10 protein-coding genes are annotated in these 12,440 nt (G+C 52.7%); 4 read left to right on the top strand and 6 right to left on the bottom strand.

What is annotated here, in order from left to right:
* Positions 1–112 precede the first annotated feature (112 nt).
* Positions 113–514, bottom strand: coding sequence for a hypothetical protein (locus ACKWMY_RS18900; protein ID WP_074031106.1), 402 nt, complete (start codon positions 512–514; stop codon positions 113–115).
* 179 nt (positions 515–693) lie between these two features.
* On the bottom strand, positions 694–1,710 hold the full coding sequence (locus ACKWMY_RS18895) for a LacI family DNA-binding transcriptional regulator (protein ID WP_024530283.1): 1,017 nt from the start codon (positions 1,708–1,710) through the stop codon (positions 694–696).
* 415 nt (positions 1,711–2,125) lie between these two features.
* Here ACKWMY_RS18895 and ACKWMY_RS18890 point away from each other — a divergent pair, with 415 nt between their 5' ends.
* Positions 2,126–2,872, top strand: a complete 747-nt coding sequence (locus ACKWMY_RS18890; protein ID WP_029711642.1) for an SDR family oxidoreductase — start codon at positions 2,126–2,128, stop codon at positions 2,870–2,872.
* A gap of 12 nt (positions 2,873–2,884) precedes the next feature.
* Positions 2,885–4,501: an FGGY-family carbohydrate kinase gene (locus ACKWMY_RS18885; protein WP_261160502.1), complete on the top strand. Its 1,617-nt coding sequence runs from the start codon at positions 2,885–2,887 to the stop codon at positions 4,499–4,501.
* Positions 4,502–4,536: 35 nt separating this feature from the next.
* On the opposite strand, the gene ACKWMY_RS18880 is transcribed toward ACKWMY_RS18885, so the two are convergent.
* Positions 4,537–5,412 carry a LysR family transcriptional regulator gene (locus ACKWMY_RS18880; RefSeq protein ID WP_409486825.1) on the bottom strand — a complete coding sequence of 292 codons (876 nt, stop codon included), beginning with the start codon at positions 5,410–5,412 and terminating at the stop codon, positions 4,537–4,539.
* A 132-nt stretch (positions 5,413–5,544) separates the two neighbouring features.
* Between ACKWMY_RS18880 and blaFONA the strand changes: the two genes are divergently transcribed.
* The gene (gene blaFONA, locus ACKWMY_RS18875; RefSeq protein ID WP_409486824.1) at positions 5,545–6,432 is read left to right on the top strand and encodes an FONA family class A beta-lactamase; all 888 of its coding nucleotides are present in this window, start codon (positions 5,545–5,547) and stop codon (positions 6,430–6,432) included.
* An 89-nt stretch (positions 6,433–6,521) separates the two neighbouring features.
* On the opposite strand, the gene arcA is transcribed toward blaFONA, so the two are convergent.
* The gene (arcA, locus tag ACKWMY_RS18870; protein WP_024530278.1) at positions 6,522–7,796 is read right to left on the bottom strand and encodes an arginine deiminase; all 1,275 of its coding nucleotides are present in this window, start codon (positions 7,794–7,796) and stop codon (positions 6,522–6,524) included.
* 15 nt (positions 7,797–7,811) lie between these two features.
* Complete coding sequence (locus tag ACKWMY_RS18865) at positions 7,812–9,341, bottom strand: amino acid permease (RefSeq protein ID WP_024530277.1); 1,530 nt, start codon at positions 9,339–9,341, stop codon at positions 7,812–7,814.
* Positions 9,342–9,905: 564 nt separating this feature from the next.
* Here ACKWMY_RS18865 and ACKWMY_RS18860 point away from each other — a divergent pair.
* Positions 9,906–10,874 (top strand): acyltransferase family protein, encoded by a 969-nt coding sequence (locus tag ACKWMY_RS18860; protein ID WP_051372417.1) that lies wholly within the window; start codon positions 9,906–9,908, stop codon positions 10,872–10,874.
* On the opposite strand, the gene ACKWMY_RS18855 is transcribed toward ACKWMY_RS18860, so the two are convergent.
* The gene (locus tag ACKWMY_RS18855; RefSeq protein ID WP_409486823.1) at positions 10,824–12,341 is read right to left on the bottom strand and encodes a Na+/H+ antiporter NhaC family protein; all 1,518 of its coding nucleotides are present in this window, start codon (positions 12,339–12,341) and stop codon (positions 10,824–10,826) included. The genes ACKWMY_RS18860 and ACKWMY_RS18855 overlap by 51 nt on opposite strands.
* Between the last annotated feature and the right edge of the window lie 99 nt (positions 12,342–12,440).

Genomic DNA, 12,440 nt, shown 5'->3' with positions numbered 1-12,440 from the left:
TCGACAACATCCGCTTCTAGCACTAAGCGGACAGCCTCGGTGAGCGAGGTGCGGAGGTAACAAACACGATAGAGCCTCAAAAACGCATATCATGCCTATATGAATGCTGCACTTAGTCAAAAACATGCATCGCTTCCAACTGCTCCGTTTTAATTTCATTACAGGAAGATAAAAATTTATCTTTAAAATCTAATGACGGAGATTTTAGTTGCTGCACTGCCTCTTTACTTACTTCCAATTCCCGTAATTGTGCAATTGTATTTCTTCGAATCGAGGAGAGAAATTTATCACCTGCTATCTTTTTATTCTTCTCCAGATAATTAGTCAGTATTATAGTCGATGTTTGGATGGCTTTTTCCTCAGAAAAACCCAAAGTAAAGCGAGAGTTGATGACCTCGTATTGAAATAGACATGCTGCTTCAGCCATGTGTTTCGCTTGTTCCCTCGGGGTTTGCTGACGTCCCCACGACTGGGAGGTGATGAGCAGCAAGAGTATTAATAATCGTATTTTCATGCGAATAATCCATGTCCATTGGTAATATGGTATTTAAACCTATTCAGACGGACCTTGGCAACGTCTGCTTTTGGCACATAGCAGTCGGTTGTTTTTTTTTATTATTGAGGACCGGAACGGGAGGGCGGCCAAAACGTTTACCTGAAGCCTCCCGTTCGAAAGATACCGGCGTAGTTACCTCAAATCATCTCTGGGAAGATCGGCGGTATTTCAATCAGTTGTTTTTCTTGCGAGTTGGCATCGATCAGCGCAAACGCCGCCTGCAACATCTTGTTGACGTCCTGCTTCACCATCACGATGTCATGGCCTAACATCAGTACGAAAGGATCCCAGTCAAAACAGCCCATCACCGGCTGTTTATCTCCGCGATAGCCAGACGCCACCAACCAGCGCATCACACCTTCAAGCGAGATCGTCGAGTTGACGAACAGCCCGGTTTGCAGATCGCCGCCTTGAGCAATAAACGTTTTCATCGCCAGCTCGGCCTTGTCTGGGGAATAGCCGCAGGCCAACAGGTTCTCTTCGATGACCTCAACGCCTAACTGCCGGTGGGCATCTCTGAAGCCGCGCAGGCGTTCCGTGGTGTTATGGTCAACCCCGCGTCCCCCCACGAAGATCAGTGGCTTGAGGTAGCCCAGCCGTTTTTCACAGTTGGCCAGAATTCGTAACGTCAGCTCTTTGGCCCCGGCATAGTTATCGGTGATCACCGAAGGGGCGAGGGTGCCTGGCAGATCGAGATTTAGCGTTGAAATACCGGAGGCAGCGCAGATCTCGGTGATATTGTCGGGGGCGGTAGCACCGGTAGAGATGATCCAGTCAACCTGATAGGAGAGCATGGTGCGAGCCGCTTCGATTTCCAGTTCAGGATCGCGGCTGGTGCAAGTGATCACCGGAAACAGGCCGCGTTCACGGGCCATCGATTCGAACAGCTCGACGATCGAACCAAAATAACGGTTGTCATACTTGGGGACGATCATGCCGATCATCGTCGATTTGCGACGGCGTAGCAGGCTGGCCTGCTGATTGACGGTATAGCCTTGTTCTTCGGCCAGGCGCAGGATTTTTTCTGCCAGTTGGGCACCGATACGGCGCTTTTTCCAACTGCCATTGAGCACGGCGCTGACCGCGCTTGAGGAGGCCCCGGCCAGTTCGGCCAGATCGTAAATCGTCGTTTTTTTTGCTTTGAACCCAGTCACAAATTTCGCTCCCCAATTTTCTATATCTTGACAGTAAAAATAAAAAGTAGCAATTATGCTCAATCGATTGAGCGCCATGAGCAAAGGGTGTGACAGGGGACGTAAATACCCTCTCACCCCAAACCTTTCCCACACGGAGAGGGGCTGGTACGGCGTTGGGGTCAGCTGCGGTGGTACGTTTCCAACCCTTGCAAATATATAGCTGGGTCAGGAACAGCTGCACGCTTTAGCCCTTGCGAATTCGGTGCTTAAGTCAGGCTCGGGAGCTAATCCGTGGCACGCTCGGTTCCCTCTCCCTTTAGGAGAGGGTTAGGGTGAGGGGCAATATCGACAGCCAAATTCTTAACGCGATGAACTTACACGCAGTGACTTCGTCGTGATGATTTGATCTTTTGTTTAATAAAGGAACCCAACCATGACAGATTTCACCCAATTGAATTTCTCCCTCAAAGGTAAGGTCGCGGCGATCACTGGTGCGGCCTCGGGTATCGGCCTGGAGTGCGCGCGTATTTTCCTGCAGGCCGGGGCTAAAGTGGTGCTGATCGACCGTGACCAGGAAAAGCTGCAACGCCTCACCGATGAACTTGGCGAAAACGCGTATCCACTGGTCATCGATTTGCTCAACCCACAGCAGGTTTCCGGTATGCTGCCCGGCATTCTGGCTGCTGCCGGACGCCTCGATATTTTTCATGCCAATGCCGGTGCGTACATTGGTGGCCCGGTGGCGGAAGGCGATCCGGACGTTTGGGATCGCGTGCTTAATCTCAATATTAACGCCGCTTTCCGTTCGGTGCAGGCGGTGCTGCCGCATCTGATCGAGCAAAAGTCTGGCGATATTCTGTTTACCAGTTCGATCGCCGGGGTCGTACCGGTGGTCTGGGAACCGATTTATACCGCCTCAAAATTTGCCGTTCAGGCGTTTGTGCACTCCACGCGCCGCCAGGTGGCGCAGTATGGCGTGCGGGTTGGCGCCGTGTTACCAGGGCCGGTGGTTACCGCGCTGCTGGACGATTGGCCAAAAGCCAAGATGGATGAGGCGCTGGCCAACGGCAGCCTGATGCAGCCAAGGGAAGTGGCCGAAGCGGTGTTGTTTATGGTAACGCGCTCTAAGCATGTCACCGTGCGTGACTTGGTGATCCTGCCAAATAGTGTCGATCTCTGATAGGTGAAAATGATGAACAATCAACAGCAGGTCGTTATCGGTGTCGATGTGGGTTCAGGCAGCGCACGGGCAGGGGTTTTTGATCTCTCCGGTACTATGTTGGCGCATGCCAGCCAAGAGATCACCCTGTTCCGCGGCCCGGAAAATTATGTTGAACAATCCAGCCGTGAGATATGGCAAGCGGTGTGCACCAGCATCAAGCAGGCGGTGGCCGCATCCGGTATTTCCCCAGACAATGTCGCAGGCATTGGCTTTGATGCCACCTGCTCCCTGGTGGTACTCGATGTAGACGGCAAACCTCTGGCGGTAGGGCCATCGGAAGATCCCGACCGCAACATTATCGTGTGGATGGACCATCGGGCAACGGAGCAGGCCGAGCGGATCAACGCCACCGGCCATCCGGTACTTAACTACGTTGGCGGAAAAATCTCTCCAGAAATGGAGACGCCCAAGCTGCTTTGGCTGAAGGAGAACCGTCGTGCGGTCTACGATAGCGCCTGGCAGTTCTTCGATCTGGCCGATTTCCTGACCTGGCGCGCCACAGGAGATCTGGCTCGTTCCGTCTGTACGGTAACCTGCAAATGGACCTATCTGGCCCATGAGAAACGTTGGGACCCGGACTATTTTCGCACCATCGGCCTTGAAGAGTTGACAGACGACGCGTTCCGCCGCATTGGGGAACATATCAAAGAACCTGGTACGCCTTGTGGCAACGGCCTGACGACAGAAGCCGCCAAAGAAATGGGATTAGTAGCGGGCACGCCTGTCGCCGTGGGCTTGATTGATGCTCATGCTGGCGGGATTGGTACCGTCGGTGTTGGCGGTGGTGTCACCAATAACCTGGCTTACGTGTTTGGCACGTCGTCATGCACGATGACCACTACGCAAAACCCGGCCTTTGTTCCAGGCGTTTGGGGTCCCTATTACTCTGCGATGGTGCCTGGGTTCTGGCTTAATGAAGGTGGGCAAAGCGCGGCGGGGGCGGCGATCAAGCAACTGGTCTCGTTCCACCCCGCGGCACCAGAGGCGGCGGAGCAGGCTAAGGCGTTGGGTATTTCACTGCCAACCTTGTTGGCCGATTTGGCGCTGACCAAAATGGTTTGTGCGTCGTCAGCAGCAAAACTCGCCAATGGTCTGCATGTGGTTCCCGAGTTCCTTGGTAACCGCGCTCCCTTTGCCGATCCCCATTCCCGTGCCGTGGTGGCCGGGTTGGGTATGGAAAGCAACCTCGATAACCTGGTGGCCCTGTATATTGCCGGTATTTGCGGGATTGGCTATGGGCTTAGGCAAATCCTCGATGCCCAGTCCCAGATGGGCGTCACCGTTGAGCAGATCGTGATCAGCGGCGGGGCTGGCCGTCATCCGTTGGTGCGGCAGTTGCTGGCGGATAGCTGTGGCTGCGCGGTAGTGACAACCAAGGCAGAGGAGCCGGTATTGCTGGGGTCGGCGATCCTGGGTGCAGTGGCGGGGAAGGTTGCCACCTCGGTGGAACAGGCGATGGCACAGTTTTCCAAGTTGGATAGCCAATACCAACCGAATGCGGATTTCCACCCGTTGCATGCTAACCGCTATGAGGCTTATAAGCTGTTGCAGAGCACGGCCAAACGGATCCGTGAGGAGCTGCAATAAGTCTGGATACTGTAGGGGCGCAGCATGCTGTGCCCCTACGAATTATCTTCTGCCGCTTCCTTCAGTAACCATTCGCTAAATATTTCCATCGCCGGGGTCATTGCCTTCGATTTTAAATGGGTTAACCAGTAACTGCCCATGTTGATTTCGGTAGCAAACGGGCGCACCAGCTGCGCGGTGGCGAGTTCCCGGGCAAACATTTTCGGTGGGGCTAATGCCACACCACCGGAATGGATAGCGCTCTCGATCATCAGACGGGATGAGTCAAAGATGGCGCCATTAACTCTCACCGTCTGCAGGCCAGCGGCGGCAAACCAGTTTTCCCACTCTTCAGCACGGTAAGAACGCAGCAGATCCTCTTGCAGCAAATCGGCAGGGGTGACGAGCCGCTTAGCCGTAGCGGGCGTACACAACACGGCCAGCGGAGCATCAAACAGCATCTCGTTATGGGTTGATGGCCACAAACCCATGCCAAAACGGATGGCGAAATCCAGCCCTTCGGCGGCCAGATTGACGACGTTATTGTTGGTGCGCAGACGCAGTTCGACAAAAGGATGCTCTTGCCTGAACCGATCAAGACGCGGCAACAGCCAGCCCACGGCAAAGGTGCCGACGGCGGCGACGGTGAGCACCTCCTGGAATTGTCCCCCTTCAAACTGCCGGAAGGCTTTCTCAATATGGCCAAAGGCGTCGGTTAGCACGGCAAACAGCGCTCGCGACTCCTCCGTCATTTCTAAACCACGGGGTAAGCGTTTAAACAGCACCATACCCAGGCGCTCTTCAAGCAGCCGAACCTGTTGGCTAACGGCGGCCTGGGTAACATAGAGCTCCAGCGCTGCCCGTGTGAAACTCAAATGTCTGGCAGAGGCTTCGAAAGCACGTAGGGCATTCAGGGGAAGATTAGAGCGCATAGGTGTTATCCAAAAGATTTTCTTTATGCTAGAGAAAATTCTTGTCGCTTGTCAATAACGGCCTAACAGAGGATATTTCCCGCCATCTGAAGAGAACTCCGCTGCATTAATCTATTTTATGTGAGGCAAAACATGGTTAAAAATACATTACGTCAAACCACCCTGATGGTCGCTACGGTTATGCCGTTGCTGTTCGGTAGCGCACCGCTATGGGCGCAATCCGCTAATGCCAAGGCGAATATTCAGCAGCAACTGTCTGAACTGGAGAAAAACTCCGGTGGCCGCCTGGGCGTGGCGCTGATCGATACCGCTGATAATTCGCAGATCCTGTATCGCGCGGATGAACGTTTTCCCATGTGCAGCACCAGCAAGGTGATGGCGGTGTCGGCGTTGTTAAAACAGAGCGAGACGGATAAAAATCTTTTGGCTAAGCGGATGGAGATCAAGCAATCCGATCTGGTCAACTACAACCCGATCGCCGAAAAACACCTGGATACCGGGATGACCCTGGCCGAGTTCAGCGCCGCCACTATCCAGTACAGTGACAACACGGCGATGAACAAGATCCTTGAGCATCTTGGCGGCCCGGCAAAAGTTACTGAATTTGCGCGTACTATTGGCGATAAAACCTTCCGTCTCGATCGTACCGAACCCACTTTAAATACCGCCATTCCAGGTGATAAGCGCGACACCACCTCACCGCTGGCGATGGCAAAAAGCCTGCAAAACCTGACCTTGGGCAAAGCGCTTGGTGAACCACAGCGTGCTCAGTTGGTTGAATGGATGAAGGGGAACACTACCGGCGGAGCCAGCATTCATGCAGGTCTGCCAACTTCATGGGTGGTTGGGGATAAAACCGGTAGCGGTGATTACGGTACCACTAACGATATCGCCGTGATTTGGCCAGCTAACCACGCACCGTTGGTATTAGTAACCTATTTCACGCAGCCACAGCAGAATGTCGAAGCCCGCAAAGACGTGTTGGCTGCGGCCGCTAAAATTGTCACCGAAGGACTTTGAATCGGGGATATTCACCGCGTAGACGCGTAGTGATTTTGTCAGCATAAAAAAGGCCGGAAAATCCGGCCTTTTCTGATCACGCCTGGCGATTAATAATCAATGGCATCGCGGATAATCGGGCAGGTCATACAGTGGCCGCCGCCACGGCCACGGCCCAGCTCACTACCGACAATCTCAATGACCTCAACCCCTTCTTTGCGTAGCTGGGTATTGGTTTTGGTATTACGATCGTAAGCCAGCACCACCCCAGGAGAGAGCGCCACCATGTTGTTGCCGCTGTCCCACTGTTGGCGTTCGGTGTCGTAGTCGTTGCCTTCGGTTTCCACCACCCGCAGTTTTTTCAGGTTCAATGCTCCGGCAATGGCTTCAACAAAGGTGCCTTTATCGCGGCTCAGCTTCATGCCGGTTGGGCCAGCATCCGGGCGCAGTGAGAAGGTTTTGATCTGATTGACGATAGCCGGGTAGAGCGTCACCACATCGCGGTCGCAGAAGGTAAATACCGTATCCAGGTGCATGGCGGCACGCAGTTTCGGCATGGCGGCAATCATCACCCGTTCAACACCGGAATGTTTGTTGGCAAACAGCGCGGCGGCCAGTTGGGTGATCGCCTGATGCGAGGTCCGCTCACTCATCCCAATCAGCACCGTTTTGTTGCCGATCGGCATCACGTCCCCACCTTCGAGCGTGGCGGTACCGTGGTGCACAGTTGGGTCCCCCCACCAGACGTTAACATTGGCTTCGCCAAAGTCTGGGTGGAACTTGTAGATCGCCGTAGTCAGAATGGTTTCTTCGTGACGGGCAGGCCAATACAGTGGGTTCAAGGTCACGCCGCCGTAGATCCAGCAGGTGGTATCACGGGTATATAAGGTATTCGGCAGCGGTGGCAGCAGGTATTCTGTAATGCCTACCGCTTCGCGGATCAGCTTCAGCTCTTCGTGGTCGGCATAACCTTCTTTAGCCAGCTCGGTAGTGGAAAGGCCACCGATCAGTACCTCCGCCAATGCCCGTGGTGCCAGGCCATCAAGGAAGCTGCGGGTTTCATTCAAGATCCCCAGGGACACTTCATTAGGCACAATCTGCTGATCCAGGATCCACTTTCTGGCTTCGGGCAGCGCCAGGGTTTCGGCCAGCAGGTTGTGCATTTCAACCACGTCCACGCCGTGTTCACGCATCTTGGTCATGAAGTCAAAATGGTCACGCTTGGCGCGCTCAACCCACAGCACGTCATCAAACAACAGCTCATCACAATTACTCGGTGTCAGCCGGTTATGCGCCTTGCCAGGGGCGCAGACCATGACTTTATGCAATTTCCCTACTTCTGAATGAACACCAAACTTGGACTGCGTCTTTTTTTTAGTCGACATAATGACTTGCCTCGATCAGATTGTGATAACGCCAGTGGCAATGCTGTAGATTGCAGCAACGGCGGCGACCATAACGATTACAAAGAGCCCCATCTCGGCCGGGGTGAACACTTTTGCGTGCTGTTCACGTTTGGCCATAATGTATAGCAGCGTGCCTGGGCCATAGATGATGGCGGAGAGCAGCAGATACTTCATACCACCGGCGTACAGCATCAGCAGTGCGTAGAAGGTGGCGATCAGCGCGAAGATCAGATCCTTTTTATGATCGCGTTTATCGGTTTCGTAGGTTTCGCCGGTCATGGCCAGCTTCAGCCCATAGGCACCTACCAACAGATAAGGGATCAGCGTCAGGGAGCTGGTCAGTTCGAGCGCCAGTTGGAAGGCGTAATCACTAAACAGCGTCAGGATTAAGAACACCTGAATGGTGATGTTGGTCAGCCAGACGGCGGAAGAGGGCACCGCATTGCTGTTTTCGGTGGCGAACACCTTCGGCATACTCTTGCTTTTTGCGGCGGAAAACAGCACTTCTGCCGCCAGCAAAGACCAGGAGAGATAAGCCCCCAGTACCGAAACAATCAGGCCCACGCTGATGAAGATCGCCCCCCAGCGTCCAACGATAGCTTCCAACACGCCCGCCATCGAAGGTTGGCGTAACGCTGCCAGATCGGGACGGAGCATCACGCCGTAAGACAGCATGGTGATCAGCACCAACAGGCACAGCACCCCAATGAACCCCAGCACCGTGGCAATGCCCACGTGGCTGCGTTCTTTGGCATAGCGGGAATAGACGCTGGCACCTTCAATCCCCAGGAAAACGAATACCGTCACCAGCATGGTGCTGCGCACCTGGCTGAACAGGGATTCGGGTTCCGCAGTAGGGACAATGGCGGCGGCGGCATGACCGACATAGCCGTAGTCGTTGAGGTGAGAGAGATCGCCCACGCTTGCCAAAGAGGCTGCAGAGGTTGCGCTCTCTGGAGATCCCCAGAAGTTGAGTGCAAACACGTCACTTTTGAAGGCAAAGATCAGCACAATAATAAAGATGAGGATTGGCAGGATTTTAGCGATGGTGGCAATGGTGTTGATAGCCGCAGCACTTTTAACCCCGCGCAGTACCAGAATATGGAATCCCCAAAGAATGACCGAGGCAAACAACACCGCGGGAATGGTATTGCCATCGCCAAATATCGGGAAGAAGGCCCCCAGGGTGGATTTGATCAGCACAAAGTAAGAGACGTTACCAATACAGGTCCCGGCCCAGAAGCCAAGTGCAGAGGCAAATCCCAGATAATCACCGAATCCGGCTTTGGCATAAATAAACACGCCGGAATCGAGATCGGGTTTACGTTGCGCCAGCGTTTGAAACACAAAGGCCAGCATTAACATCCCGCCGCCCGCAATACACCAGGCGATAATGGCACCAAACCCTCCCGTAGCACGCCCAAAGGTGGCCGGTAAAGAAAATATACCGGCCCCTATCATGGAGCCCACTACCAGTGCGGTGAGTGACCATAGGGACAGTTTATTCGTTGATGAGCTCGTCATGGTTTTCCTTACTGACACCAAGTCAAATAAAGTTTTGCGTAATTAAAGGATAACGTTACCAACCGACTTACGATTAAATCATAGTCATAACCGGCAAATTTTCCTGTCGCAAATAACTTTTTTCTTCAACATCAGCATTGTTGATTCCGAATGGGGGAAATACTGTCGCCTGACGGAATAAAAAACCAATCACGAGAATATTCTTGATTAACAATCCTTTAAAGCCACTAAAAATAATGATAATGCTTTACTTTAGCGGACTGGAACTGGCATGCTCAATCAGATTTATTGTTTTTTTAAATAAAATCAATAACATAACAAAAGGTAACGGATTGTTGCCGACTAGGGGAGCCAATGTGCTTTAAGCATAAAAACGCAGGTTGTATAAAAATAGTTAATATATCAAAGTCCGTCCATTGGCTTCTGGGAAAATTCCCATTACATGGGTGGTCATTCGGATCATGGCTAAAGATGCGCGTTGTGCAGTGGGTGTTAATGTACTAAGATTATTTTTATAAAAAACAGTAGGGTGTGTCATATCAACCCGGTGATGGATGGAAAACCATGATCAACAGTGTCAGCCAGCAGGCATTAAAGAGTTTAAGTTGTTTTGCCGCCGTCACCTTCTTCTCGACCAGCCAAATGTGTGCTCTCGAGTGTTTCCTCCATGCGAATACCATGGGGATATTGTACTTTGTGTCTATTATTGCCAAGCCTTTGTTTTTTATCATTATCGGTTATATGGATGAGGTAGAGAAACTCACCAGGCAGGAGATTATGGTGAAAATAAAATCCATTATCCTGATAATTATTTTCTGGAACATTGTTTCATCTTTGATTAAAACCCAATACATTCATCAAGGTTATATTTTACAGAATGGCATATTATTGAATATGGGGATCATCTATTTAATTTACCCCATCATCCTTAAGGGCATTAAGCATTTGAAAGTTACTGCGGCCGTGTTTGCCGGGCTGGTTGCCGTTATTGCCCTGTTGGATATTTTCAGCCCGCTGGATACCCAAGACGATCCGCTGTTTATCTCCAGCTATTCGTTTATTTGGGTTTGGGGCGGCTACTACATTATTGGCCATGTGCTGGGGGAAGCACCTGGTCGCAGGTTCACCAAAAAATCCAGCGTGCAGTGGGCCGCCAGGCTGCTGGTGATCCCCATCGGTATCTCCATGTATTTCTATGAACTTTATCTGTCAACCCATACCCAGATCAGCGTCGCCGGCTGGTTTGTGTTGGAGCACCTGCACCTGTTGGGCATGAGCCTGGCGCTGTTTATCCTGTTTGATAATATCGCCATCAAGAGCCGATTGCTTACCCGCGTCGTGGAGTTTATTAGCCCGGCGATGGTGGGCGTCTATATCGTTCACTACAGCGTGTTCTATTTCATTACTACGCTGTATGACTTCAATGACGCCACGCTTAAATTTACCTTACTGGTCCTGGTTTTTGTCGCCTCGGTATTGGTTTCACGGCTGTTGCTTCTCAACCGCTTTACGGCTCGGATTATCTCCTTCTGAGGGAGCAGCCACCGGAATATGGCGAATATTAAAACCGGTGATGCCAAGTGCCAGAGTGATCAGCGGTGCGGCAATATTAAAGATGGCAAACGGCATGTAGGCCATGGTCGAGACACCCAGTACCGCAGCCATATAAGCTCCGCAGGAGTTCCAGGGGATCAGCGGAGAGGTGACAATCCCGGCATCCGAAACGATGCGTGACAGGTTCTCTGGTGCCAGCCCTCGCTTGGCAAATTCGGCACGGTACAGCCGGGTGGGTAGCAGCAGCGCAATATACTGATCGCCCGCGGCAATATTCAGCCCAATTGCGGTAGCAACCACCGAGGTAAACAGCTTGCCCACGGTTTTGGCCCGCAGCAGCAGCGGCGTAACCAGTTTGTTCAGCAGGCCGAAGTCATCCACCATAATGCCAAACGTCACCGCGCCGATAATCAGCCAGATCGTAAACAACATACTGTCCATGCCGCCGCGTGACAGCAGGGCGTCGATCTGTTCAATACCTGAGTTCTCCTGGAAACCGGTCGCCATCGCCAGCCAGGCCGCCTTGATGGCCAATAGCGGGCTGGCAAGATCGGGCTCGACAATAAAGCGTTCGATCACCTGCGGTTGCATAAAGGACGTCATGATCCCCGCCATCAAGGCCGAGCACATGATGGCCAACGGGGCGGGCACCTTGGCGACCGATAATACCAACAGGAAAACCAGCGGCAACAGGTTCCACGGGGTGATGTGGAACAGTTCGTTAAAACGGGTCAGTTCGTTGTTGGTGATGGTGGCATCAAAGGCACTGTGCTGATTTAGCCCTAACAGAATAAAACCGATCAGGGCAATGACCGCCGCCGGAATGGTGGTCCAAAGCTGGGCGCGAATATGTTTATACAATTCGACGCCGTTGAGCTGAGCGGCCAATACGGTACTTTCAGACAGCGGCGAGATCTTGTCACCCACGTAAGCCCCGGAAATCACGGCTCCAGCCGTAATTTCTGGTGATAGCCCCAGCATATTGGCCAGCCCAACCAACCCGACTCCCAAAGTGCCCGCCGTGGTCCAGGAACTGCCAATACTTAAAGAGACGCCAACGCAGACCAAAAAGGCTATCGGATAGAACCAGTTGGGGGTGATCATGATAATGCCGTAATACACCATGGTAGGAATGGTGCCGGACATGTTCCAGGTGCCAATCAGCGCCCCGACGGAAAACAGGATAAAAATGGCCCCCGAGATGGTGGCAATGCCTTTGCGGCCGGACTCGGAAACCTCCTCCCAGCTATGGCCATTCTTCAGGATGACCATCGCGGTGATCATGGTGCTGATGATGATGGCCACCTGCAAAGGACCGTTGACGGCTTCAAGCCCAAACAGAGCAACGGAAGATCCGACCAGCAAAATCAACGTCACTATCGGCAGTAGAGCATCCAGATAGCTTGGAGCTTTAACAGGGCGGGGAGTTTTAGCTGATTTGCTCATGGGCACGGCTCCACAGACAGTTAAGACAGGAGAGTTCAGGCAACAGCAATACCTGCGGTAGCTACTGAGGTAAGTATAGCCATGGGCGGTATAGGGCAA

Source organism: Serratia sp. J2, from assembly GCF_046269175.1.
Taxonomy (GTDB): domain Bacteria; phylum Pseudomonadota; class Gammaproteobacteria; order Enterobacterales; family Enterobacteriaceae; genus Chania; species Chania fonticola_C.
Note: the sequence above shows the minus strand (reverse complement) of the source record. Positions and strands in the feature narration are given on the sequence as shown.